This window comes from Lactobacillus sp. ESL0681 (assembly GCF_029392835.1).
In the GTDB taxonomy this organism is placed as follows: domain Bacteria; phylum Bacillota; class Bacilli; order Lactobacillales; family Lactobacillaceae; genus Lactobacillus.
Map to the genome: position 1 here is coordinate 1,809,774 of NZ_CP113943.1, position 25,717 is coordinate 1,835,490.

Annotated in this window: 25 protein-coding genes; 19 read left to right on the top strand and 6 right to left on the bottom strand. The window is 35.4% G+C overall.

The genetic code is table 11. The features are described from left to right. The first annotated feature begins 163 nt into the window (after window positions 1-163). Entirely contained in the window at window positions 164-1,198 is a 1,035-nt protein-coding gene (locus OZX59_RS08725; protein WP_277125983.1) for an IS30 family transposase, read from the top strand. Between the two features lie 793 nt (window positions 1,199-1,991). On the opposite strand, the gene OZX59_RS08730 is transcribed toward OZX59_RS08725, so the two are convergent. The 5 genes from OZX59_RS08730 to OZX59_RS08750 form a co-directional block, all read right to left on the bottom strand. Then, entirely contained in the window at window positions 1,992-2,573 is a 582-nt protein-coding gene (locus OZX59_RS08730; RefSeq protein ID WP_277125984.1) for a thioredoxin fold domain-containing protein, read from the bottom strand. A gap of 73 nt (window positions 2,574-2,646) precedes the next feature. After that, window positions 2,647-2,994 carry a hypothetical protein gene (locus OZX59_RS08735; protein WP_277125985.1) on the bottom strand — a complete coding sequence of 116 codons (348 nt, stop codon included), beginning with the start codon at window positions 2,992-2,994 and terminating at the stop codon, window positions 2,647-2,649. Between the two features lie 24 nt (window positions 2,995-3,018). Beyond that, window positions 3,019-3,396 (bottom strand): hypothetical protein, encoded by a 378-nt coding sequence (locus tag OZX59_RS08740; RefSeq protein ID WP_277125987.1) that lies wholly within the window; start codon window positions 3,394-3,396, stop codon window positions 3,019-3,021. 152 nt (window positions 3,397-3,548) lie between these two features. Next, complete coding sequence (locus OZX59_RS08745) at window positions 3,549-3,746, bottom strand: Blp family class II bacteriocin (RefSeq protein ID WP_277125989.1); 198 nt, start codon at window positions 3,744-3,746, stop codon at window positions 3,549-3,551. 25 nt (window positions 3,747-3,771) lie between these two features. Then, entirely contained in the window at window positions 3,772-4,020 is a 249-nt protein-coding gene (locus OZX59_RS08750) for a Blp family class II bacteriocin (protein WP_277125991.1), read from the bottom strand. 186 nt (window positions 4,021-4,206) lie between these two features. Here OZX59_RS08750 and OZX59_RS08755 point away from each other — a divergent pair, with 186 nt between their 5' ends. The 6 genes from OZX59_RS08755 (at window position 4,207) to OZX59_RS08780 (ending at window position 13,029) form a co-directional block, all read left to right on the top strand. Next, complete coding sequence (locus OZX59_RS08755; RefSeq protein ID WP_277125993.1) at window positions 4,207-6,357, top strand: peptide cleavage/export ABC transporter; 2,151 nt, start codon at window positions 4,207-4,209, stop codon at window positions 6,355-6,357. A gap of 15 nt (window positions 6,358-6,372) precedes the next feature. Beyond that, window positions 6,373-7,467, top strand: a complete 1,095-nt coding sequence (locus tag OZX59_RS08760; protein WP_277125995.1) for an HlyD family efflux transporter periplasmic adaptor subunit — start codon at window positions 6,373-6,375, stop codon at window positions 7,465-7,467. Between the two features lie 230 nt (window positions 7,468-7,697). Next, window positions 7,698-9,635 carry a penicillin binding protein PBP4B gene (pbp4b, locus tag OZX59_RS08765; RefSeq protein WP_277125997.1) on the top strand — a complete coding sequence of 646 codons (1,938 nt, stop codon included), beginning with the start codon at window positions 7,698-7,700 and terminating at the stop codon, window positions 9,633-9,635. Window positions 9,636-9,664: 29 nt separating this feature from the next. Continuing rightward, window positions 9,665-10,561, top strand: coding sequence for an alpha/beta fold hydrolase (locus OZX59_RS08770; RefSeq protein WP_277125999.1), 897 nt, complete (start codon window positions 9,665-9,667; stop codon window positions 10,559-10,561). Window positions 10,562-10,573: 12 nt separating this feature from the next. Continuing rightward, entirely contained in the window at window positions 10,574-12,013 is a 1,440-nt protein-coding gene (locus OZX59_RS08775) for a PTS transporter subunit EIIC (protein ID WP_277126001.1), read from the top strand. Between the two features lie 20 nt (window positions 12,014-12,033). Then, on the top strand, window positions 12,034-13,029 hold the full coding sequence (locus OZX59_RS08780; protein ID WP_277126002.1) for a glucosaminidase domain-containing protein: 996 nt from the start codon (window positions 12,034-12,036) through the stop codon (window positions 13,027-13,029). Window positions 13,030-13,114: 85 nt separating this feature from the next. On the opposite strand, the gene OZX59_RS08785 is transcribed toward OZX59_RS08780, so the two are convergent. Continuing rightward, window positions 13,115-13,561, bottom strand: coding sequence for a GAF domain-containing protein (locus OZX59_RS08785; protein WP_277126005.1), 447 nt, complete (start codon window positions 13,559-13,561; stop codon window positions 13,115-13,117). Between the two features lie 142 nt (window positions 13,562-13,703). On the opposite strand from OZX59_RS08785, the gene OZX59_RS08790 reads away from it, so the two are divergent. The 12 genes from OZX59_RS08790 (at window position 13,704) to OZX59_RS08845 (ending at window position 25,717) form a co-directional block, all read left to right on the top strand. Further along, on the top strand, window positions 13,704-15,110 hold the full coding sequence (locus OZX59_RS08790; RefSeq protein ID WP_277127016.1) for a DHA2 family efflux MFS transporter permease subunit: 1,407 nt from the start codon (window positions 13,704-13,706) through the stop codon (window positions 15,108-15,110). Between the two features lie 182 nt (window positions 15,111-15,292). Then, window positions 15,293-16,030 (top strand): amino acid ABC transporter ATP-binding protein, encoded by a 738-nt coding sequence (locus OZX59_RS08795; protein ID WP_277126008.1) that lies wholly within the window; start codon window positions 15,293-15,295, stop codon window positions 16,028-16,030. Between the two features lie 11 nt (window positions 16,031-16,041). Beyond that, a complete protein-coding gene (locus OZX59_RS08800; RefSeq protein ID WP_277126010.1) occupies window positions 16,042-16,854 on the top strand; it encodes a transporter substrate-binding domain-containing protein in 813 nt (270 codons plus the stop codon). After that, on the top strand, window positions 16,851-17,489 hold the full coding sequence (locus OZX59_RS08805; protein WP_277126012.1) for an amino acid ABC transporter permease: 639 nt from the start codon (window positions 16,851-16,853) through the stop codon (window positions 17,487-17,489). The genes OZX59_RS08800 and OZX59_RS08805 overlap by 4 nt, the downstream gene beginning before the upstream one ends. A gap of 12 nt (window positions 17,490-17,501) precedes the next feature. After that, window positions 17,502-18,155 (top strand): amino acid ABC transporter permease, encoded by a 654-nt coding sequence (locus OZX59_RS08810; RefSeq protein WP_277126014.1) that lies wholly within the window; start codon window positions 17,502-17,504, stop codon window positions 18,153-18,155. Window positions 18,156-18,384: 229 nt separating this feature from the next. Beyond that, complete coding sequence (locus tag OZX59_RS08815; RefSeq protein WP_277126016.1) at window positions 18,385-19,362, top strand: SIS domain-containing protein; 978 nt, start codon at window positions 18,385-18,387, stop codon at window positions 19,360-19,362. An 11-nt stretch (window positions 19,363-19,373) separates the two neighbouring features. Continuing rightward, window positions 19,374-20,186, top strand: a complete 813-nt coding sequence (locus tag OZX59_RS08820) for a PfkB family carbohydrate kinase (RefSeq protein WP_277126017.1) — start codon at window positions 19,374-19,376, stop codon at window positions 20,184-20,186. Window positions 20,187-20,200: 14 nt separating this feature from the next. After that, a complete protein-coding gene (locus OZX59_RS08825; protein ID WP_277126019.1) occupies window positions 20,201-21,823 on the top strand; it encodes a peptide ABC transporter substrate-binding protein in 1,623 nt (540 codons plus the stop codon). A 77-nt stretch (window positions 21,824-21,900) separates the two neighbouring features. Then, window positions 21,901-22,833: an ABC transporter permease gene (locus OZX59_RS08830; protein WP_277126021.1), complete on the top strand. Its 933-nt coding sequence runs from the start codon at window positions 21,901-21,903 to the stop codon at window positions 22,831-22,833. A gap of 1 nt (window position 22,834) precedes the next feature. Beyond that, window positions 22,835-23,743 (top strand): ABC transporter permease, encoded by a 909-nt coding sequence (locus tag OZX59_RS08835; RefSeq protein ID WP_277126023.1) that lies wholly within the window; start codon window positions 22,835-22,837, stop codon window positions 23,741-23,743. Window positions 23,744-23,748: 5 nt separating this feature from the next. Then, complete coding sequence (locus OZX59_RS08840; RefSeq protein ID WP_277126025.1) at window positions 23,749-24,825, top strand: ABC transporter ATP-binding protein; 1,077 nt, start codon at window positions 23,749-23,751, stop codon at window positions 24,823-24,825. Continuing rightward, window positions 24,818-25,717, top strand: coding sequence for an ATP-binding cassette domain-containing protein (locus OZX59_RS08845; protein WP_277126027.1), 900 nt, complete (start codon window positions 24,818-24,820; stop codon window positions 25,715-25,717). Before OZX59_RS08840 ends, OZX59_RS08845 begins: the two co-directional genes overlap by 8 nt.

The following is a 25,717-nucleotide window of genomic DNA, read 5'->3' on the forward strand; positions in this document are numbered from 1 at the left end:
CAATGATAGATGATAAAGGTAATAATCAAGACCATAGGAATAAGAGATACTTTGGAATTTATTTCCCGAATTTAAAATTGAAGTGCAACGTTAATTGTTAAACAAAAAAGGTCATGAAGACCTAAACTTGAATTGTATCAAAAAGCAAGAAAGGAAAATCTTCATGACCAATTCAAATTCTAGCATGTCTAGCCGTTATCATCAATTAACCAGTGTGCAACGTGGCCAAATTCAAGCGTTGCTTGATGCTGGCATCACTTCTCGTACAGTTATTGCCCAAGAGGTTGGTTGTCATAAGTCAACGATTAGCCGTGAAATCAAACGTGGCAGTGTACTTCAACGTGATCATAATTATTTTCTCTACAAGCATTACTATGCCGATACTGCCCAAATTTATCATGATCAAAAACGTTTAAATTGCTATAAACGCGATCCACTTAGGCATTTTTCAGTCTTCTTCAAAATGCTCTCAAGACGCTTTAAGACTAAGTTTGACGCAACCAGCATCGATGAATTCGTTGGTGAATTCAAACTGACTATGCCTGGCTATCCTTGTCCTAGTACCCCAACAGTCTATCGCTATATCGATCAAGGATTGCTCGATATAAGCAATATTGATCTACCAATGAAACTGAAGAGGCGTAGAAGCAAACGTCGTCACAATCATGGTGGACATGCGCTGCACAAGAAGCATCTAGGTGATTCGATTGAAGATCGTCCAGCAGAAGTGGAAGATCGAAAAACGCTGTTGCACTGGGAAGGTGACCTAGTTAAAGGTGTTAGGCGTAAGAATCAGCCGGCTTTAATGACCTTGACCGAACGTGTAACTCGTTTTGAAGTGGTTATCAAGATTCCAGATTACCGTGCTGCTACTTGCTTGAGGCTTCTGCAAGAAGAAATTGATCAGCATCCAAGCTGGTACAAGACGATCACGTTTGATAATGGTTCAGAGTTTGCGGATATGGTTCAAATACAGCACTGCAAGATTTACTTTGCACATCCGTATTCGCCTTGGGAAAGAGGAACCAACGAAAACTGCAATGGTTTACTTAGGCAGTTCTTTCCTAAAGGTCAAAGTATGCAAGATAAGACAGATGACTATGTTCAAAAAGCAACTAAAGCAATTAATCGTAAACATCGTCGAATCCTCCATTATCAAACAGCAGAAAAGTTATTCAAGCAATATGTATCTTCATAGACCAATAACTGTTGCACTTAATTTGACAATTCAGGTTTGGAATTTATTTTAAAAGTTGATAATTTATATCCCCAACTCTTCATGGCAAATAAGGCTATGATAGCAAAGCTAATCGTACCAAGTATGCCACTATTGCTAATGGTGGTAAGCCAGTTAGAAGTCGAACTATTGAAAATTGTGGGAGCAGAAAGAACTAAAAAATAAATTATTATTGATATTAATATTCGTCCCCAAAGATTCTTTATCTTAACTAATGATAGCTGTGTCATTGGAAGATACATAATAAGAGAGTAAAGCATGACAATAACTATACAAAAATCTAGATTTAATACATGTGATTTTTTAATGGAGATTAGTATACTAGATAAGATTGTTTGTAAAGTAAATGGAATAATACAACACTCAAAGTAGAAATTCAATTGCATCAATGTTTTATGTTTAGTTGTATTTTTTAGAAGAGTAAACTGTAATCCAGTTAACAAGAGAATAACTAAAGATATAATAAGAGAACTTTTCAAATTATTTTTTGACGCATAGTAAAAATTCAGTATAGTTATGCAAATTGCTAAAATAAATTGTATTGAAGTTTGAACTAAATGCCATTTTCTGATTATTTTATTACTAATCATGTATTTTCCTTTTTATTTTAAAAAGAAAGTGACAAGAAAAACTTTTTTTCTTGTCACTTAAATTCTCTTTTAGATACGTAACAATTCTTTACTTATTCACATATGCCTTGAGCTCAACTTTGTAATTATACTATTTTGTCTATGTCATCTTTTGGTGGCTAGCCTTAATAGGAAATTACTGGTTTAGCTTTTTTTAAATATGATTGTATCGATCCTCTGCTTAATGAAGATTGTTCGTTTGAAGTATTTATTGGCTTATCTATCTGTTTAAGTTGATGTACAGTCACTGGATACCCGATTAACATGTTTTGAATTTTATTGTTTCGGAAAAAAGCAAATGTTGGAGTACCTGAAAAAGTATAGGGCTCTAATGACTCATCAATTTTTTGTAAATCATCTTGTGTTGCATCAACAAGACTTTCTTCCATATTAATATAATAAACTGGATAATTATTTTTCCTCATGTATCTATTTATATATTTTGATTCAGCTCGACAATACTGACAATCTTTGTATCCAAAGTATACAATGAAATCTTGGTTTTGCTCTTTATTATTTACTAAACTTAAGTACTGTTGTGCAGTTATTTGTTTTGTCCGTCTGATGTTCCATTTATACTTAATAATTGAAATTTGTTGTACAAAATCCTCTATTCTACTAGCTGAAACTTCTTTAGTAGGTTCTAATGTAAAACAACCAATTAAAGTAATAAAACATAGTAAAATGAGACTTATAATTTTTTTCATTCGCCATTCTCCTCGTATTATAAATTAGATATGTAACAATTTAGTAGCTTATTTGATTAGATATTTGCGTCAGTTATTTTTTGTAATTATCAGTATTAGGTGAGAGTAGGAACATAATTCCTAAATCAAGAAGAGATAACCCCACTCCTTTTTGTTTTGGAATAAGCAAATTTAATACTCCAATACAAATCAGAAGTAGTCCTAGTAAATAATTCCAATTTTTAGCTGGTAGGGCTTGAACTTTATGATCCCTTTTTATAAAAGATGAAAGAAAAAGTAAAAGTCCAAAAATAAAGTAAATAATTGGGAAGAGAAATCTGATCTGTTTGTTAACTAAAAAATAGCTGATAATACCAATTAGAATTTGTAATATTCCAAAAACTTGCAGTCGTTGCTTATTAGTTAATCTATGTTCAAACATAATTATCTTTTTCATAATTTCAAGTTAACTGTTACCGTCTTTATCACCATGAGTTGGCGGTATAATTAAAGAAAAAATGCCAATGTCGATAAATGATAAGCTAATAATAATATTTTGTTCTAAAAATATAAATGGAAGTAATCCTGTACAAATTAAGATTACTCCCATAATTTGATCCCACTTTTGGGCAAAAGTCATTTCTTCCTTTTTAGCCGTCTTTGCTTTAACGATTTTTTTAGAAAAGGATAAAATAAAAACAAAGACACCGAAACCAAGCGCACTAACTAAATACATTAATCTAAATTCTGAATTCATATTAAAGTACCCAACTATTCCAATTGGAACTTGCAAAATACTAAAAGCTTTAAATGACTGAGCTAAGCTTAGTTTGTTTTCAAACATAAATTCACCAATTCATTAATTATAAGTGATTTTTACTAAATACTTAAATCTTATTATCACTATTTACCGTTAATGGGCACCTTGGTAACATATTTTAAATTTACTGAAGAAGGTAAAAATTTTTTCATACTTTCTTCCATTATATAAGAATATTATTTGTTATATTCCCAATAGGCACCAATTCCTGCTCCTGCAACACCACAAATGGCCATGCCCCAAGCTCCCAAGCCCTTGCAAGCTTTCAGTCCTGCTGTTGCACCAGAAAGACCTCCCAGCACAGCATCGCCCCACTTGTTTCCACCGACAATATTTAATAGACTTTGTTCGTCAATTATTTGATATTTATTCATATTTTTACCTCTCATTACTATTTAATTATTTATGATGTTTACCAAATCCGCCAGAAAGTCCTGTCGCTGCAACCCATGCAATTGCACCATAATGTGCCCCTACAAATCCGCAAGCTGGACCACAAATAGCTGCTCCTAATGCTGCACCTCCACTGGCCGAACCAGCTATACCTGAAACATTGTCCATCCAAGAATTCTTTTTGCCACCAGTAAAATGTGATAATTCATCATTATTTAGGATGGAGTAGTTCAATAAAGTTTTACCGTTTTTCATGATAAGCTCCTTTTTATATAAATTATAAATTAAAATAAAAATAAATTTTTAAGTTTTCGAAAACTTGATTTTATTGTAAGCCTTTTCAATTACACTGTCAACATTTTTTAGGAATAAATTGTTTTTTTTTTTTTATTAGTATAATTAGGAATATAAAAAGAAAGCGATTTAAGAAGTTGGGTATTTATGTATAATAAAATTTATATACAACAGGTTGATGAGACCGATTGTGGGGTAGCGGCTCTGGCGATGTTGTTCAAGCACTTTGGAATTCAAGTTTCTTTAGCCAAGTTGCGTAACTTGGCCAAGACTGATCAAATGGGAACGACAGCACTTGGCTTGGTCAAGACTGCTCAGAAGTTTGGTTTTGAAACTAAAGCAATTAAGGCAGATATGTCATTATTTGATGTCAAAGACTTACCACTACCATTTATTGCACATGTGATTAAAAATCAAGAACTTGAACATTACTATGTTGTGCTAAAAGTGGGTAAAAAAACGGTGACGATAGCTGACCCAGATGGGTCAGTTGGCGTTGTGAAAATATCCAAGGCTAAGTTCGAACAAGAGTGGACTGGGGTGGCAATCTTTATTGCACCTAAGGCTACCTATGAACCGGTGAAAGAAAAGAAAAATTCTTTATTCTCTTTTATTCCAGGCTTACTTAAGCAAAAGAAGCTGCTACTTAACATTGTGCTAGCAGCTTTATTGACCACACTTATCAGTATTGTTGGCTCGTATTTCTTACAAGCGATCATTGATACTTACATTCCGAATAACTTACAGAATACTTTGGCAATTATTGCAATCGGATTAATCGTGTTCTATGTTTTTCAAGCGATTTTCACCTATGCGCAGAATTTCCTCTTAGCAATTCTGGGGCAACGGCTATCGATTGAAATTATTCTGGGTTACATTAAGCACATTTTTAAGTTGCCTATGGAATTCTTCGCCACTCGCAATACTGGTGAGATTGTCTCCCGTTTCTCAGATGCTAGTAAGATTATTGATGCACTTGCTAGTGCTGTCTTATCCATGTTACTAGATGTTGGTATTGTGGTCATTATGGGGGTCATTCTAGGAATTCAAAGTAGCAAACTATTTTTAATTACGTTAATTTCTCTTCCTATTTATGTCGTAATTATCCTTGCCTTTACTAAACCGTTTGAACGCCTTAATCAAAAGGAAATGGAAGCTAATAGTGTAGTTAGTTCTTCAATTATTGAAGATATTCGTGGAATTGAAACGATTAAGGGCCTAAATAGTGAAGATACCCGTTATCAAAAGATTGATAGTGAGTTTGTTGACTTCCTTAAGAAGAGTTTGGCTTATACTAAGTCAGATACGTTGCAACAGGCAATTAAGTTGTTCGTCCAGTTAGCCTTAGAAGTTGTTATCTTATGGACTGGGGCTGGCTTAGTCATTCATAACGAATTGTCGGTTGGTCAATTGATGACTTACAATGCTTTATTATCCTTTTTCGTTAATCCTTTACAGAATATTATTAACTTACAACCTAAGTTGCAGAGCGCCCAAGTAGCTAATAATCGGTTAAATGAGGTCTTTTTGGTCGAGAGTGAATTTAAACAGACTAGACCAGTCAAGCAGGTTAGTCAGTTGGCAGGACCAATTGAATTAAAGAATGTCTCCTACCAATATGGCTATGGCGCAGATGTCCTACACCAGATTAATTTAACGATTCCAGCTAATGAAAAGTTAACCATTGTTGGTATGAGTGGATCGGGTAAGTCCACGTTGGTTAAGTTGCTAGTTAATTTCTTTGAGCCAAAGTCAGGCCAAATTTTGATTAATGGTCATGATTTACAGAATATTGATAAGCATACTTTGCGCAGCTATGTTAATTATCTGCCTCAAGATCCGTATTTATTTTCAGGGACAATTCTTGATAACTTAAAGTTAGGTAACCGGTCAGATACTAGTCCAGATGATATTTTGGCGGCTTGTCAGACAGCATTAATTGCAGATGATATTGCGAAAATGCCAATGCAATTTGAAACTCATCTTGACGAAGACGCAACAGTTCTGTCAGGTGGACAGAAGCAGCGTTTGGCAATTGCTCGTGCATTATTATCACCAGCTAAAGTGTTGATCTTAGATGAGTCAACCAGTGGACTAGATACTATTACCGAAAAACGACTAGTTAAGAATCTCTTGAAGTTGTCTGATCGCACCATTATTTTTATTGCGCATCGTTTATCGATTGCCCGAGAAACAGACAATATCGTGGTACTTAATAATGGTAAGTTAGTGGAACAAGGTATGCATGCAGACTTGTTAGCACAGCATGGCTATTACTATGATTTGGTCAGTGAATAAGGGGAGAAGTTAATAATGGATCAAAAATACCTAGAAAGTAGCGAATTTTATACCAAACGTTTCAATAACTTCTCCACAATGATTATTATTCCAATGGCGTTAATCATTGTAGTGGTTCTGGCTTTTTCTTTTTGGGGACAAAAGGAGATTACGATTGCTGGTATGGGTACGATTGAACCTAAACACGCGGCAGCGGTCGTGCAATCATCCTCTACTAATGTAATTAAGCGTAATTTATTACATGAAGGTAAGCTGGTTAAGCGAGGAGAGTTATTATTAGTTTACAATGCTAGTGCAGATCAACATAAGCAGCAATACTATAAGCAACAGCAATCGAATTTGCAACAACAACAGACGAGTTTAAATTTATTGAAGCAGGGAATTTCGCAAAATCAAGATGTTTTTACTACTGATGATGAATATGGTTATCGCGCTATTTTGAAGGACTATTTGGCACAAAGGCAGATAGTGTTGACGCAGAATGAGCAAGCAAATCAACAACATAAAGACCATCATCAATCTAAAAAAGATACAGATTATCAATTGCAAGAAAATAACTCCAAGCTTGATTCATTACAAATGCAGGAATTAGAGAAAGTGTCTCAGCAATTAGTTGATAACCGTCAAAAGTTACAGGAAGTTGCTGCTAATATTGATAATTTGACAGATCAAGCTAAGACTTATCGGATTAAAGCACCTAAAAGTGGAGTTTTGCATATTAATGACCAATATCAAAAGGCGCAGTATATCCCAGCAGGTAGTGAAGTAGCACAAATTTATCCGGTTTTACAAAAACAGACGGAACTGCAACTTAAGTCATACGTGTCAACAGCAGATATTTCTTCAGTAAAACGAGGACAAAAAATCCGCTTTAAAATTACCCGTAATGTTCCTAAACCAGTCATCATTACGGGTAAGATTAAACAAATTAGTGTTTCACCAGTTAATATTGATAAACAACAAACTGCTTATGTTGTGACTTCGACAGCGCAAGTATCACCAGCAACTAGAAAACTTTTAAAATACGGTATGGTAGGGTCAACTTCAATTATTACAGGCAAGAGGAGTTTCTTTAATTATTATAAGGATAAATTACTAAATCAAAATTAAAGTTTTAACACAGAATACACTAACCTAGTAGTAGCTTGATATTCAATGAGATATTAAGCCACTGCTTTTTTCTTTTAAAATTGAAGATACTACTATCTATAGATTCACCATTTACTTAAAAAATAAATTTTTATTTTTTTGAAATTTATTGAAAATTATTTTCCTTTGCTATATACTGAAAGCGAATTCAAAATGTAAGCAATTTAAAATATGATATGAAGGGGATTAGAATGAAAAAAAGGATTCTTAACAAGTATTTTGTTGTATTTTCAGTTCTACTGATTGGAATTTTAATAAGTCATAGTATGGCAGCGAGTAATGTAGAGGCGAGTGTTTTGGCTACTTCAAATGATAAAAAAGACTATCAACTATCTCAGACTTTTCCAATTGATGAAAAAGATGATAATCCTGATTTTGATACTTGGTCTTTGCTTAATAATGTTACAAGAAAGTTTTATGGATTTGCTGGACAAGGGGAAGTTTCAGTTTATTCTAATAAGCCGAAAAAATTTGGTTTATATGTTAATGGTCAAAAAGTTAACTTAAGTTCGGTCAAGTCAAATACTTGGACTAAGTTAAAAATCGGATCTTTAACCAAGAATGGCAATAATTCACTACAAATTTCAGTAAATAAAGCGATTAATGAAAAAGATATTCTTAAAGTTAGGGTTCCATATCCAACTCTAACTGACGCTTCAAAGAAAAAAGCTAATTTACAGAACAATTCGTTTGAATTATTAGATACATTAATTAAACAAGAAATTAATCATGGATTTAGTTCAGCTCAATTAGTCATTGTGCATAATGGTAAGATTATCAAGAAAAGTGCATATGGATTACTAAATAGCTATTCTGAGAATGATAAGCGATTAAAAACAGGTACTAAAGTAAATAATAATAATACCCTGTATGATTTGGCTTCCAATACCAAAATGTACGCCACTAATTTTGCAATTCAAAAACTGGTTTCAGAAGGTAAATTAGACATTGATGCAAAAGTAGCAACAATTTTTCCTGATTTTCAAGATGGAGCCAATGACGCAATTAAGGGTAAATCCAATTTAACTATTCGTGATATTTTAATGCATCAAGCTGGTTTTCCAGCAGATCCGCAATACCATAACAATAATTATGATCCAACTGGTTCTGACAAAACTAGTAAAAATATCAACCCAGTCTATACACAAGAGCGGTCTGAAGTTTTGAAAAAAATAATTGCAACTCCGCTTGCTTATAAGCCAGGAACTAAAACTATTTATTCAGATGTAGATTATATGTTATTAGGATTAATTGTTGAAAAAGTAACTGGCCAGTCTGAAGATGACTATGTTGAAAATAATATATATCAGCAATTAAATTTGACGCATACTCTGTTTAACCCTTTAAAGAAAGGATTTTCTAAGAATCAAATTGCGGCAACTGAATTAAATGGTAATACTCGAGACCATACGATTAATTTTAACAACATTAGAACACATACGATTCAAGGCGAAGTTCACGATGAGAAAGCTTACTATACGATGAAAGGTGTCAGCGGACATGCCGGATTGTTTAGTAATGCGAGCGATTTAGCTGTTTTAGCACAAACTGTCATTAATCATGGCGGTTACGGTGAAAGTAAAATTTTTGATGAGGACACTTTGGATGAATTTATAAAGCCTAAATCTACAGATTCTTCATACGGTTTGGGTTGGAGGCGTGAAGCTAGTGGGAAATATTCATGGGCCTTTTCTAACTTGTCTGATGCAAATACTGTAGGTCATACAGGTTGGACAGGAACTTTAACAGTTGTTGATCCTCGTGATAATACAGCAGTTATATTGCTAACGAATTGTCGAAACACACCGATTATTAATGCTAAAGAGACTCCGAATGATTTTGCTGGCAGCCATTATTTACTTGCTAAATATGGTGATATTGTTGGACTAGCGTATGCAGGAATTAATAATGATTCCACTTCTGCTAATAATAGTAAACTAATTAGTTTAGCTACCCAACGTTATAATGAAATTCAGAAAAATTCTGGTGATCAAAGCTATGCTGATAAAAATGATCTCCATGCGATATTTGATACTTTAAAAGCTAGAAGCAAGCGTGGAAATAGCATTGATCAGTTTTTAAAATCAAAGCTTGGTAAGCAAATAAAAGATTATGTTTTAGATAACTAACATTCTTACTTTAAGAAGGAGAAAGAACAATGAAATCAAGAAAATATTGGCTTTCAGCATTAGCAGTATTACCTCTAGGATTATTGTTAACTGGTTGTGGACAGAAAAAAGCTGCTGCTGATTCTGCGGTTAAACCGAATCAAAGTCAAGTTGTAACGACAACAATGTATTCGAAAAAACTCCATATGGATTGGGATTATGATGTTTATTTGCCTGCAGGATATAACGCAAATAGTAACAAGCGTTATCCAGTCCTCTATATGATGCATGGAGTTGATGGCAATCACCGAAATTTGCTAGAACGCTTTAATTCGCAACAGATTTTGGATGGGTTAATTCACCGTAAAAATGAAAAAATGATTGTGGTTTTTATTGATGGTTTTAACAGCTTCTACATCAATCAAAAAAATGGTGGAATGCAAATGGAGAGTGCGATTGTTGATGACTTGATCCCAACAATCAATAAGCTATATAAGACTAAGACTGATCCAAATAGTACCGCAATTGGTGGTATTTCTATGGGCGGTTATGGTGCTGCTCGTTTAGCTTTGAAGTACCCAACTATTTTTAATAAAGCAGTCTTAATTTCTCCAGCGGTTTGGCGGCATTTGCCTAAAGATAATCCAATTAGAATGAGGATGCATGCTTTTATGGACGGTGATGTTAGCTGGTCTGATAAATTTTATAATTCGGTTTTTCCAACTAGATATATAAACTCTGATTCGCGCAAGGTAAAGTTATTTGTAGAATCGACTTCAGCTGATACGACTGTACCAATTAAAGATGTTTCTATATTTGTTAAAGAGCTAGAGACTAATGATGTTAATGTTAAGTTCGTTAAGGATTCTGGCGATAATCACAATTGGACTTACTGGACTAAAGTTGCACCAAATGCTTATGGTTGGGCTTTAGATCAATTAAATTAAAGGGTAACTACAATGAAGAAAGATAGCGAACAAATTTTAGCCAAAAAAATTCTGGATTCAGTGGGAGGTAAAGAAAATGTAAAAGCAGTTATTTCTTGTATGACTCGCTTGCGTCTAACTCTCATTGACAAATCTAAGGATAATATTGATGAACTAAAGAGTACAGATGGTGTTTTGGGTGTTGTTAGTCAAGATAATGATTTGCAAGTTGTACTTGGACCTGGGAAGGTAACTAAAGTGGCGGCAGAATTTTCTGCTTTGGCTAATTTGGACTTGGGACAAGACGACGATGATGTTGGCAATTTAGATGATGTTAAAGTACAAGCCCAGAAGAATAAGGCTACACAAAAGGCTAAGCATGATAAACCTCTTCAAAGAGGATTACACCATATTGCCAATGTATTTGTTCCATTACTACCAGGTATTATTGCTGCAGGACTAGTTAACGGAATAACTAACGTAATTGATTATCAGACAGGTAATGCTTTTGCTAATGATTGGTGGTATATGACCATTAAGACTATTGGTTGGGGACTATTTGCCTTTTTACCCGTCTTTGTTGGAATGAATGCTGCAAAGGAATTCAAGGGTTCAGCAATTTTAGGTGGAATTGGCGGTATTTTTTGTTTAAGTGGAATCCCTTCATTTCCATTGGCATCATTGGCTATTTCGATGCCAATTACTAATCAACCGTATGTTACAGGAATTGGCGGGTTGATGACTGCGTTATTTATGGGTATATTTATTGCTCTAACTGAAAGATGGATAAGAACGTGGATGCCAAATATTTTAGATACTTTCTTTACACCTATCTTAACGCTTGTCTTTTGTTGTCTAGTATCCGTGGTATTCTTGCAGCCTTTTGGTAGTTGGTTAACTAATATCATATATGTTGTAATGGACTTTATGTATACCAAGCTCAGTTGGATTGGCGGCTATATTCTGTCATCTTCATTCTTAGGTTTAGTATCAGTTGGGTTGCATCAGGCTTTAACGCCAATTCATGTAATGTTAAATGATCCAACAGGCCCAACACATGGTATCAATTATTTGCTGCCAATCATAACAATGGCCGGTGGTGGTCAGGTAGGGTCTGGACTAGCCTTATATTTTAGAAGTAAAAATAAGCGCTTTAAAAAATTGGCAATGAGTTCAATCCCAGTTGCAATTTTAGGTGTTGGCGAGCCACTAATGTATGCTGTAACTTTACCATTAGGTAAGTCATTTATTACCGCTTGTTTAGGTGCTGGTTTTGGTGGTGTTGCAGCATCATTGTTTCACTTAGGGACAGTGTCTCAAGGTGTATCAGGAATCTTTGGATTATTGATTATTCAACCTGGTCAGCAAGTACAATTTATCATTGCCATGCTAATTGCGTATTTAGGTGGATTTTTATTAACTTGGTTTTTCGGCTTTGATGAAAATAGAATCAATGAGCTATTTCCAGAGTAGATATGGAAGGTGTTTTAATTATGAAAAAAATAATAACTAGTCTGATAGCAGCAATTTTTGTAGCAGCTACTCCATTTAATGTTAGTCAAATAGCTTTGGCAGACTCAGCTTCGTCAAAAGCAAAAATAACTCCGTTAACTGATCAACAAGAAAAATTTTTAGATGTTGCGGCAGTTCAGGCAGAAAAATCAGCTAAAAAATATGGTGTTTATCCATCAGTAATGCTGGCCCAAGCAATTGTTGAATCAAACTGGGGACAATCTGAGTTAGCGGTTAATGCCAACAACTTATTTGGTATGAAAGCTAATGATACGTGGACAGGGGATAAATATGCTAAGAAAACTCGAGAAGAAGATGCCGACGGTAATAGTTATTATATAACTGCTGAATTTAGAAAGTATGCGACTTTCAATGATTCATTTAATGATAATGGAACTAAATTACGTCATGGCATTTCTACTGATCCATTGTTTTATCAAAAAACTTGGATTGAAAATGCACCAACTTTTCATGATGTGACTAAGGCGTTGACCGGAACTTATGCTACAGCCCACGATTATTATCAAACTCTTGATAAAAGAATTGTTGATTATGATTTAACGAAATATGATCCACAAATTTCGAATGCTAAAACAACTTATTATGTTAAAAAGAATGGTCCAACTTATCAGTGGCCAACTGATCATACTGAAACGGATAAAGCATCAACTGTTACTTCAAAGCAAAAAGTTACAGTAACTAAGACTATTACGTATTATAATGCTACGCAAAGAATGTACATTTCAGGTCAAGGTTGGATTAATGGTAGTTATCTTACTAAAAAGCAGCCTAAAGTTTCAAGAAAGTTGCAGCATAATGCTCGTATTTATAATAAAAAGGGCAAAGTAATATCCAAGAAAAAACTTAAAAAGGGGACCAAAGTTAATACAGAAAGTAATCCGACAAAAATCTCAGGAAAAAAATTCTACAAGATAGGTAAGAATAAGTATGTTAAAAAGACTGCTTTTGTTAAGTGATATCAATTCTGAAAATTAGCTAATTAAAAAAGCCTAGTTTTAGCTAGGCTTTTTGCTTGTATTAAAAATCGGTTCAATTCCCCGTTTATTTTACGACTAGTTGGGCAATTTTTTCCAAGAATTTGGCATCTATTTCATCAAAGGTATTAAAGTCGTTACTGTCAAGATCTAAGACCGCAATCAGCTGATTATCTTTGATTACTGGAACTACAATTTCCGAATTAGTAGCAGCATCGCAGGCAATGTGTCCAGCAAATTTATGAACGTTAGATACGATTTGCGTTTTTTGAGTTTTGGCAGCAACACCGCAAACTCCTTTGCCAAGCGCAATATGCATGCAAGCAACTGGTCCTTGGAATGGTCCCAAAATTAGCTCGTGATTTTGATAGCGATAAAATCCAGCATAGCTGACATTTGGTAAAGTAAATAGTAGAGCGCTAATGTTACTCATATTGGCGATTAGATCATGTTCATTCTCAAGTAAGCTGCGAGCTTGGTTAACAAGCAATTGATATTTTTCAGTTTTTTCCATAATTCTCTCCTTTCAAAATAGTGTAAACTAACTTTTTTTATTTTGGAAGTGCTATCAAACTTACACAAAAAAATTTGTTTTGCTATGATAATCGAGTCGCTCGAAAATGGAGCGCATAGGAGGAGTTTATTAAATGAAAAAAATGGATGCAATTGTCAAGGTTGAAAAGCCGTGGCTAGTCATGTCCAGCATGTTGATTGGTGCATTTGTGGGGATGCTTTCAGAAACATCTCTGAATATTGCTTTACCACAGTTAATGAAAGAATTTAATGTTGGTGCCTCGCAGGTTCAGCTACTAGTTACAGGCTATATGCTATTAATTGGCATTATTTTGCCATTTTCAAGCATTTTATCAAAATGGTTTACTACTAGACAAATTGTGATTTTTGGTTTGGTTGATTTTATCGTTGGAGCTATTGTTTCGGCAATGGCACCTAACTTTGCGATTTTGTTAACTGGTAGAATGATTCAAGGTATTGGAACCGGGTTAATTTTGCCGTTAATGTTCACAGTTGCGATGCTAATTTTTTCACCACAAAAATTGGGTACAGCCATGGGCGTTTGCGCATTAGTAATTATGCTGGCTCCCGCAATTGGGCCAACTTTAACTGGGATTGTGTTAGGAGCATTATCCTGGAACTACGTTTTTTGGATGTTTGTACCTTTTTTAGTAATTGCATTAATTTTAGCGATTTTTGCTTTGAAAAATGTGGGTCAACTGACTAAACCCAAGATTGATCTGTTGTCAGTAATTGAATCTATTATTGGTTTTTCAGCCCTAGTAATGGGTGTGAGTCTAGCAAGTGAATTAGGCTGGACTTCACCAGTAATTATTGGTCTGTTGATTATCGGAGTGATCGTTTTGATGCTTTATGCCAAACGGCAACTCAGTTTAAGTGAACCAGTCTTGAATCTTCATGTTTTCAATCAGCGTGCTTTTGCTTTGGGAGCATGCGGAGTGATGATTGATTTTGCCATTATTTTATCGGCGATGTATTTATTGCCACAATATTTGCAAAAAGGTTTATCATTACCAGTTGCGATAACGGGAATGATTATGTTACCTGGTGGTATTATCAATGCGATCGTTTCAGCATTTGCTGGTCGCTTGTATGATTCGTTTGGTGCTAAAAAGCCAGCAGTAGCCGGTTTTGCGATTGCGGTTATCGGAATCGTAATGTTGATTTTTTCTAATAGCAATTCATCACTAGGTTATGTGATTGCTGCTCATATTGTTTTAATGATTGGTTGTCCGCTGGCAATGTCGCCAGCTCAGACACACGCGCTAAATTCACTGCAGGGCGCGGAATCTGCTGATGGTAGTACGATTTTGAATACAATGCAGCAAATTATTGGTGCCGTTGCTACTGCTTTAGCTACTAGCTTTTTGAGCTGGGGACAAAATGCTTATTCAGGTGCCAATGTCGCAGCTAAGTTTACTAATGGTGTTCATTATGGACTGTACTTTACTTTAGTTCTAGCAATTATTGGAGTAATTTTAGCCTTAAACTTTGGCAAGCGAACTCCAAGTAAAGATATTAATGAATAAAATTTAACAATTAAACAACAGCTTAAGTCTTGATGCGTCTGCGTCAAGGCTTTTTTGGTGACTAATAATTATAAAAATAATATAATTTTTTATTAAAAAAAGAGAATATTTTTCTAAATTCTTTATCGGTATAGTAAAATAGAAGTCGGCGTAACCAAAAAAATTATGAAAGAAGTGATAAAATGTCGATGATAGAATTCCATAACGTGCAAAAGTATTATGGTCATTTCCATGCTTTGCACGACATTAATTTAGAAATTGACAAGGGTGAAACCGTTGTTTTGATTGGGCCTTCGGGTTCAGGAAAGAGTACACTGGTTCGAACAGTTAATGGATTAGAATCATTCCAAGAAGGTAAATTGATTGTTAATAATCATGATCTTTCTGATCCTAAGACTGACCCTAACATTTTGCGACGTGATGTTGGAATGGTATTTCAACATTTTAATCTTTATAAAAATAAAGACGTGCTAGAAAATATTATGCTAGCACCACGTATAGTTAGCCATCTGCCTGAAAAAGAAAATGAAGAGCAGGCTATGGAGCTGCTTAAGATGGTCGGCTTAGAAAAGTGGGCTCACAATATGCCTGCACAAATTTCTGGTGGACAAAAGCAACGTGTGGCAATTGCGCGAACGCTAGCAATGCGACCACAGCTCATTTTATATGATGAACCAACTTCTGCTCTTGATCCTGAAATGATTGATGATGTTTTGCAGGTTATCAAGAAAGTGGCTAATGATAGTGGCATGACTTCGCTAATTGTTACTCATGAAATGGGCTTTGCTAAAGAAGTTGCTAATCGAGTAATCTTTATGGATCAAGGTAGAGTAGTTGAAGATGACGATAGTGATATCTTCTTCAAGCAACCTAAGACAGAAAGGGCACAACAATTCTTAAGTAAAATTATCGACCATTAAGGAGGCCAATCATGAAAAAGAAATTCTGGCTATTTCCTTTGTTGTTTAGTATCTTGTTTCTAACTGGATGTGGAAATAACAAGGATCAGTCTGTTTTAAATAATGTGCGGCAATCCAATACTATTACCTGGGGTGTTAAAGGTGATGTTAAATTATTTGGGTTAATAGATGTTCGTGATGGTCAGCAAAAAGGCTTTGATGTAGATATGGCCAAGCATATTACCAAGCACATATTGGGACCTAAGGGTAAAGCCGAATTTGTTACCACTACTTCACAATCTAGAATACCGCTATTAAAAAATAATAATATTGACGCGGTAATTGCTACTTTATCAATTACACCTGAACGTAAAAAAATGATTACTTTTTCTAAACCATATTTTAGTGCAGGTCAGTCGCTGTTAGTACCCAAAGATTCCAAGATAAAGTCTACTAAGGATTTGGCAGGTAAAACCGTTATTGGTGTCGTAGGAGCTAATAATGTTGCCAATATTAAGAAAGTTGCTCCTAAAGCAAAAGTAATTGAATTACAAGATTATGCTCAGGCAATGAACGCTTTGAAGTCTGGTCAAGGTGATGTTTTGACCAGTGATAATGGTATTTTAATGGGATTAGCAGTTGAAAACCCAGGTTATGAAGTTAGAGGTGGCACATTTACCTATGAGCCTTATGGTGTAGCAGTTAATAAGGGGCAATCCTCATTTACTAAGGCTGTTGACAAAGCAGTCCTTGAAATGCAACATAATGGTGAATATAACCAGTTAATTAAAAAATGGTTTGGCAATGTTCCCGGTTTTAAATATAAGGAGCTGTATCGCCGATGATTAATATTTTTACCCATTTTAGTAATGACTTATTAGTTGGATTGGGCTGGACAGTCCTTTCTAGTATAATTGCGTTATTTTTTAGTTTGATAATTGGTACTGTTTTTGCCATTATGGAAGTGCTGCCTAATAAGGTGGCCCGAATAATTGGGCATGCCTATGTAGAAATTTTTCGTAATGTGCCACTGCTGGTAGTTACAATGTTCTTCTACCTGGTAATTCCAATGTATTTGGTAAAGATTAATGGTTTTACAGCTGGTACAATCGGATTAACTTTGTATACATCCGCTTTTATTGCTGAAACAATTCGCTCAGGGATTCAATCAGTTAGTGCTGGTCAAATGGAAGGTGCACGTTCGACAGGGATGACGTATTGGCAGGCGATGCGGTATATTATTTTACCGCAAGCCTTCAAGATTGTGATTCCGCCTTTAGGTAATCAATTTGTCAACTTGGTCAAGAATTCATCAGTGCTAGCTTTTGTAGCTGGATTTGATCTGATGTATCAGGCTAACTCAATTGCTTCAACTACTTTTGATACGATTAATACCTATTTGGTAGTAGGGGTACTGTATTTGATTATCACCTTACCAATCAGTTATTATATGCAGCACTTAGAAAAGAAGCTTAGTTAAGGAGGACAAACAATGCAAAACTGGATTAACGCGTTTTCGTGGCTTAATATACGTTTTTTGTTAATGGGCCTCTGGGTAACGATTTATATTTCTGTAATTTCTGTTATTTTAAGTTTTATTTTTGGTTCAATTTTAGGAATAATTCGCTATTCTAAGATTAAGTATTTGTCAAAAATTGTTGGTTTTATTGTCGATATTGTCCGCAATGTACCGCTGTTGTTGATTATTTTCTTTACTTATTTTGGCTTACCGAATTTTGGCTTAAGACCGGAAACCATTCCTGCAGCGATTATCGCCATGACCGTTTTTGAATCAAGCATGTTAGCCGAAATAGTTCGCTCAGGTATCCAATCTGTTGATCCGGGGCAACTGGAAGGCGCACGTTCAACTGGGATGACTTTCGTCCAGGCTTTGTGGCATGTGGTGCTTCCGCAGGCGTATAAGAATATGATTCCCACGATTATTAGTCAATTTGTTTCGTTGATCAAAGATACATCCTTAGCGACAATTATTGTGGTACCCGAGATGATGCAGCATGCTCAAGTTATTTATGGGCAAAATGCCAACTACATTTTACCAATGTTTGCGGCATTAGCGGTGCTGTACTTTGTGGTTTGTTTTACCTTATCACTTATTGGTAATCAAATCGGTAAACATTTGTCGTAAAAGATAAAGCAAAAATTAATAAATTTAAAAAAACTTTCACAAATTTGTGAAAGCTTTTTTGTTGTGAACATAACCTTTAATTCAATTCCATACAGCTAGTAAAAAGTGATTCCCTTAATTAGTCTGGATATTATATGAAATATTTTTTAAAAAAAGCTTGACAGATTAAAATAATACTACTATCTTATTATATAACATCATATAACAAGCAATCAGAAAGGAATTATTTATGAAAAAAGAATATCAACAAGAAATTAAGCAGGCAGTTGCTGCAACAAAAAAGATTATGCCCATTAATCATGTTTATTTTGCAGCCTGTGGAGGTTCTTTAGCATTTATGCAGCCAGCAGAATATATTTTAGGTCGCGAATGTGATGTTCCGGCTACAATTCTGCCTGCTCGTGAATTTATTAGTCGTGATCCCCATGATTTAGGCAAGCACAGCTTAGTAGTGACCTGTTCACATTCTGGAAGTACTCCTGAAACAGTTGAAGCTACCAAGTTTGCTAAACAAAAGGGAGCAATGACCGTAGCAATTACCTTTACAGCAGACTCCGCTTTGGAAAAAACTGCAGATTATACTTTGCACTATAGTTGGGGTAAGGGTACAGATGCTGCAGATTTAAATACTGGAGTATTGTACGGTTTTACATTTGGCTTTTTGAAAGAACTAACTGGGGATGCTAAATATGACCAAGGCTTAAAGGGTCTAGATGACTTAGAAACGATTGCAGCTCGCACGCGTAAACAATATAAATCAATTACGGATCAATGGACTAGCGAATTAAAGCGCGAGAAATTGATCTATGCAGTTGGTTCAGGAATTAATGCTGGTGAAACTTATTCGTTTTCAGCATGCTGGCTACAGGAAATGCAATGGATTAATAGTAGCTATATTAATTCAGCCGAATATTTCCATGGTCCTTTCGAAGTTACGGATTACGACGTACCATTTATTATTTGTGAAGGTATGGGTGTTTCTAGAGAAATGGATCAACGCGTAGTTGATTTTGCTAAGCAACATAGTCAAAAAGTTTATGTTATTGATAATGCTGATTTTGATATGCATGAAATTGCGGAAGACTTTAGAGATTATTATTCTCAAATTTTGTCTGGTGTTGTATATAGGCAGCTAGCAGAAGGCTTTGAATATCATCGTGGACATTCACTAGAAGCTCGTCGTTACATGTGGCATTTGGACTATTAAAGGTGTAATCCATGAAACTAATTGCAATTGGGGATAATGTTGCTGATACTTATATCCAGCAAAAAATATATTTTCCTGGTGGAAATTGTGTTAATGTTGCAGTCGATGCTAAAAGAGCAGGTGCAACTACTGCAGCATATTTGGGAATCTTTGGCAATGATGATCGTGCAACCCACATTAATGAATCGCTAAAACAAGAACAGGTTGAGTTAGTGAATTGTCGTAAAGCTTATGCACCTACAGCTCAGCCAAGAGTTGTCATTAACGATGGTGAGCGAGAATTTCAGGCAGGACCCAAAAATTCTGTACAGCATTTATTAGCTTTGCAGCTGACACCAGATGATTTTGCTGAAATCAAAAAATTTGATGTTGTCCATACTGGGATTTATGCCAGTTTAGAAAATTATTTGTCAGACTTACATGATGTAACTAAAGTAGCATTTGATTTTTCTGATTGTCGCAAGGAGCATTATTTAAAGCAAGTTTTACCTAATATTAATTATGCTTTTTTCTCTGGAGCTGATTTAAGTGATCAAGAGGCTGAAGCTTTTGCGAAATCTTGCTTAACATTAGGACCAGAAGTTATAGTCATAACTCGCGGTTCGAACAGCGCTTTTTTGCTCAATGCTGAAGGTGGATATTATCAACCAGCTCAAAGTATTACGGTAACTGATACCATGGGAGCTGGTGACAGCTTTATCGCTGGTTTTTTAGTTTCCTATTTGAATGAACCAGATTTATGTAAAGCAGCTGTGGCAGCTAGTAAGAGTGCAGCAGCTACTTGCAAGATTTCTGGTGGCTTTGGACATCAAAAATCATTTTAGAAAAGAGGGAGATTATGAAAAAAAGAGCAATATTTGCTACAGCTACGTTGGCTTGTTTGGGAATGTTACTAACAGGTTGTCAGAACAATTCCAATTCAAGTAATAAAGAGCAAAGCAAAATAACGGTCGTTCAAGATGTGCCAGTTGACTCACTTGATCCAGTATTAGCATATCAAAATACTTCATCTACTGTAGTTGACAATATCAATGAGGGACTTTATACAATTGATCCTAAGGGAAAAGCAGAATTAGCCTTAGCTTCAAAAGTAAAAAGCAGTAATCACGGCTTGACTAAGACCTACACTATTCGTAAGAATGCCAAATGGTCAAATGGAGATCCTGTCACAGCTGATGACTTTGTCTTTTCTTGGCGACGTCTAGCTGATCCTAAGATTGCTTCTGCGTTCAATTTTCAGCCTGGCGCTGCTGGAATTAAAAATGCAGATGCTATTGTGGCAGGAAAAAAGCCGGTAAAATCATTAGGTGTTTCAGCTAAAGATAAGAAAACATTAGTAGTTGAACTCGATAGAGAAGTGCCATACCTATCTAAATTATTGGCGTTTAGTGCTTTTTCGCCAGTCAATCATCAATACTTTAAAAAGGTAGGTAAGAAGTTTGCTCAAGATTCTAAGCATCTTGTATATGAGGGACCTTACCAATTAAAAGATTGGAAGTCAGGCGATAATAACGTTAATTTAGTAAAAAATCCTAAATACTGGAATGCTAAGAACGTTAACATCAAAGAAGTTAAGCTTAATGTGATTACTGATCCTGAAAAGGCAGCAATAGCTTATCAAAATGGTAGTGCCGATTATGTTCACTTAAGTGGTCAATTGGTTTCTAAGTATCGCAAGGATAAAGGCTTTAAGAATAAGGTTGGTAATTTTACCCAATATGTAATGTTTAATGTTAAAAAGCCTGGCTTAGATAATGCTGATTTACGTAAGGCAATTTCTGTAAGTATTGATCGCCAAGAGATAACAAAACATATTCTAAAAGACGGATCTGTTCCAACTCATTCAATGGTTATGAAGGATCTAGTTACCAACCCTAAAACTGGTAAAGATTTTGCAGATGAGTCAACGACAAATTATTCACAATATTCACCTGCTGAGGCTAAGCGTTATTGGAAGAAAGCTAAGTCAAGTACACAACTAAGATCGTTTACGTTACTTTATGACGATAGTGATCCTTCTTATGCGAACGTGGCAGCTTATATTAAAGCGCAAATTGAAAAGAATTTGCCAGGTATGAAAGTTAATCTGCAACAGGTTTCTAAGAAGACACGGGTTGATAAGATGATGAAGGCCAATTATGATGCAACCCTTACTCGTTGGGGACCTGACTATGCTGATCCAACAGCGATTTTAAGTATGTACCAATCCAAAAATGATAGTAACTATGGTCGCTGGTCAAATGCAGAATTTGATCAACTGTTAGCTGATTCTAATCAAATGACCAATCAGGCTAAGCGCTATGACAAGCTCCTTAAAGCTAATAATGTTTTAATTAACAGCGCTTCTTGTCCACCGCTATACCAAAATGGTTATCCAATTTTAATTAGACCTAATATTAAAGGCCTAGAGATGCACATTGCTGGTGTACCATTTGTCTTTAAATATGCATCAATTAAATAGAAATCAAGGAATTTTTAATCGGGGCTGGGAGTTAATCTCAGCTCCATTATTATATTAAATAGTTAGAAGGGATGAATTTGAAAAAATATGTTTTAAAAAGAATTCTAATTGCAATTGTTACCTTATTTTTGATTACTTTAATTCTGTTTATGATGGAAAAGGTCATGCCGGGATCACCGTTTAATGATGAAAAAATGACCCATGCTCAAGTTGCAGCACTTTATCATAAATATGGCTTAGACGGACCAGTCTGGTTGCAATTTGTGAATTATTTGAAGAATATGCTAACTGGTGATTTTGGAGTGTCATATTCAATTCAAGTTAATACACCAGTAACAACCATGATTTTGCAACATTTTACTGTGTCACTTCAAATTGGGCTGCAAGCTACTGCCTTAGGAGCAGTTACTGGTTTTTTAATGGGTGTTGTTGCTGCTTTAAAGCAAAATACCATTTGGGATAACTTAATGACTGGAGTATCAGTTTTAGGAATTAGTTTACCAAACTTTGTAGTTGCACTAATTATTTCTTTGTTATTTTCTTACAAATTGATGGTTTTCCCAAGCACTTATCAACCTAATCAGCCATTTTTATCCAGTATTTTGCCAACTGTGGCTTTGAGTACATTTACGATGGCAAGTATTGAAAAATATGTCCGTAACGATATGGTTGAAATCATGAATTCTGATTATTATCGTTTGGCTGATTCTAAGGGAATTAAAAAATATCAATTAATCGGTCATCACGTTTTACGAAATACTTTAATTTCTGTGATTACTGTTTTAGCACCATTAATGATCGATTTAATTGCTGGTAGTATGGTAATCGAGAAAGCTTTTGCAATTCCAGGATTAGGGACCTTGTATATTAGTGCAATTCAAGCAAATGACTATAACGTTGTCTTGGGTATTACGTTCTTTTATGCACTGCTTTTTATCGGAATTATGCTAGTGGTTGATATTTTATATGGCTTAATTGATCCACGAATTAGATTGGATGAGGGTGAGTAAGATGAACAATAATGAAAAGACTGATTTCGAATTTGCTCCTAAATCTACCACATCTGATCATTATGCAGGTAAGTCATATTCTTTTGGTCAGTTAGTTTGGCGACGTTTTTTAAAAAATAAGGCAGCGGTCATTAGCGTCTTTGTATTAATTATAATCGTTTTAATTGCTTTTTTGGCGCCACACTTTAGTCGATTTTCACCTAATACTCCTTATCCTAGTGATTCAAATTTAGCACCTGGAATGAAAGGACACTGGTTTGGTACGGATAATCTGGGTCGAGATATTTTTGTCCGGGTAGCAGCAGGTACTTCAGTTTCTTTAGAAGTGGCTATGGTTGCCATGATAATTGATTTGGTAATTGGGACTAGCTTTGGCTTAATTTCAGGCTATTTTGGCGGTAAAGTTGATCTATTTATGCAGCGGATTACTGAAATTCTAAGCACCATACCAATGATTATTATTGTTACTTTGCTGGTTTTAGTAATGAAGCCAGGTTTAGTTAGTATTATTATGGCCATGGTATTAGTTGGTTGGATTAACATGAGCCGAATTGTACGTGCACAAGTCTTGGAGCTGAAAACTAGTGAGTACGTTTTGTCTGCTAGAACTATGGGGGAAAGTAATTTAAAAATTATTTTTTCACAAATTTTGCCTAATGCGCTCGGACAAATTATTACCACTTTCATGTTGTCTGTACCTAATGCTATTTTCTTGGAAGCCTTTTTGGCCTTTATTGGGTTGGGAGTCCCTGCACCTTTAGCATCACTTGGGACAATGATTAATGATGGCTACACTCAAGCAATTGTTTATCCATATATGGTGATTTTCCCGGTGCTATTTTTAGCAGCAATTATGTTGACATTTAATATAATTGCCGATGGCTTGCGCGATGCGATTGAAGGAAACTAGGTGAGATGATGAAACAAACTGTTTTAGAAATAAAAAATTTACGAGTAGTTTACCATACTGACCGTGGTGATGTTCAGGCTGTTAGGGGAATTAGTTATCAAGTTAAACAGGGGGAGACTGTTGCTTTAGTTGGTGAATCTGGCTGCGGTAAATCTGCTAGTGTTAAACCAATTATGGGACAGCCAGAGGCTAATCAATCTGTTAGCGCGGATGCTATCAACTTTACCTATCAAACAGCTGCAGGACAAAAAACGATTAATTTGCTTAAAACTAAATCTAAAGTTCTGCAAAATCAAATTAAAGGCAAAGAAATTGCCATGGTTTTTCAAGATCCAATGACCTCTCTTGATCCAACAATGAGAATTAAGCAACAAATTGCTGAAGCTGTTAAGGCAGCTAATCCACGACTTGAGCGAACGGAAATAAACAAAAGGGTTTTGGATCTAATTACGACAGTTGGAATTCATAATGCAAAGGTTGTCCAAAACCAATACCCACACCAACTCTCTGGTGGTATGCGGCAGAGAATTGTAATTGCAATTGCATTAGCTGGGGATCCAAGATTATTGATTTGTGATGAGCCAACTACTGGTCTCGATGTGACAATTCAAGCTCGTATTTTGAACTTAATTAAAGAAATTCAGCGCAATCGACAATTGTCAGTAATTTTTATAACTCATAATCTGGGAGTGGTAGCTAACATTGCTAACTATGTAAATGTGATGTATGCTGGCAAGATTGTTGAAACAGGTACAAGTAAAGATATCTTTTTTGATCCAAGGCATCCCTATACTTGGGGACTACTTGAATCTGTACCAGATATTAATGAAGATGTGTCTGTATTACCGACAATTTCAGGAACGATCCCTGACTTGACTCAACCAATTGTTGGTGATGCCTTTGCACCACGTAATCCTTATGCATTAAATGTAGATTTTAAACAAGAACCACCAATGTTTAAGATCAATGATCATCATTATGCGGCAACTTGGTTACTTGATTCACGTGCACCTAAAGTAGCAGTTCCAGCAATCTTGCAAAAGCGTATCCGAAAAATGAAAGAAGCTGATCTAAATGACTGATAATATTCTTGAAGTGCGCCATCTGAAGCAATACTTTCCGATGGCAAATAAAAAAATTGTTAAAGCCGTTGATGATGTTTCTTTTAATATTAAGGGTGGCGAAACTTATGGTTTAGTAGGTGAATCGGGGAGTGGAAAAACTACGATTGGCAGATCAATTATCCGTTTGTATCAACCAACTAGTGGTGAAGTCTCATTTGAAGGGATGCCAATTGCTGGTAAGCTTACTAAAGTTCAAACAACGAAGTTGCGTAAAGATATGCAAATGATCTTTCAGGATCCGATGTCGTCTTTAAATCCGCGTAAAAAAGTTGGCGAAATTATTAAATTGGGACTAGATATTCATTTTCCTGAATTGACTGATGATGAAAAAGTGCAACGTGTGGTAGATATGCTGCAAGTGGTAGGACTGGATAGTTCATTTATTAATCGTTATCCAAGAGAACTTTCTGGAGGGCAAAGACAGCGAATTGGGATTGCTCGCGTGGTAATTATGCGTCCAAGGCTAATTATTGCTGATGAAGCAATTTCGGCGTTAGATGTTTCTGTTCAGGCACAAGTGGTTAATTTGCTGCAAAAAATTCAGCAAGAAACTGGAAGTGCAATGCTATTTATAGCCCATGATTTGGCAATGGTCAAACATATTTCAAGTCATCTTGGAGTAATTCATTTAGGTCATATCGTTGAATCGGGTCCAACTGCAGAAATTTTTGCTCATCCAACTCACCCCTATACCAAGAGTTTATTAGCTGCCATTCCTACTACAAATCCAATTGCAGAACAAAATAAAAAGCTGCCTAATTATCAGGCAACCAGAAAACAATATGAAGCCAAAGCCATGATCAATCTTGGCAATGATCATTTTGTTTTAGATGATGGCTCATGGAGTTAA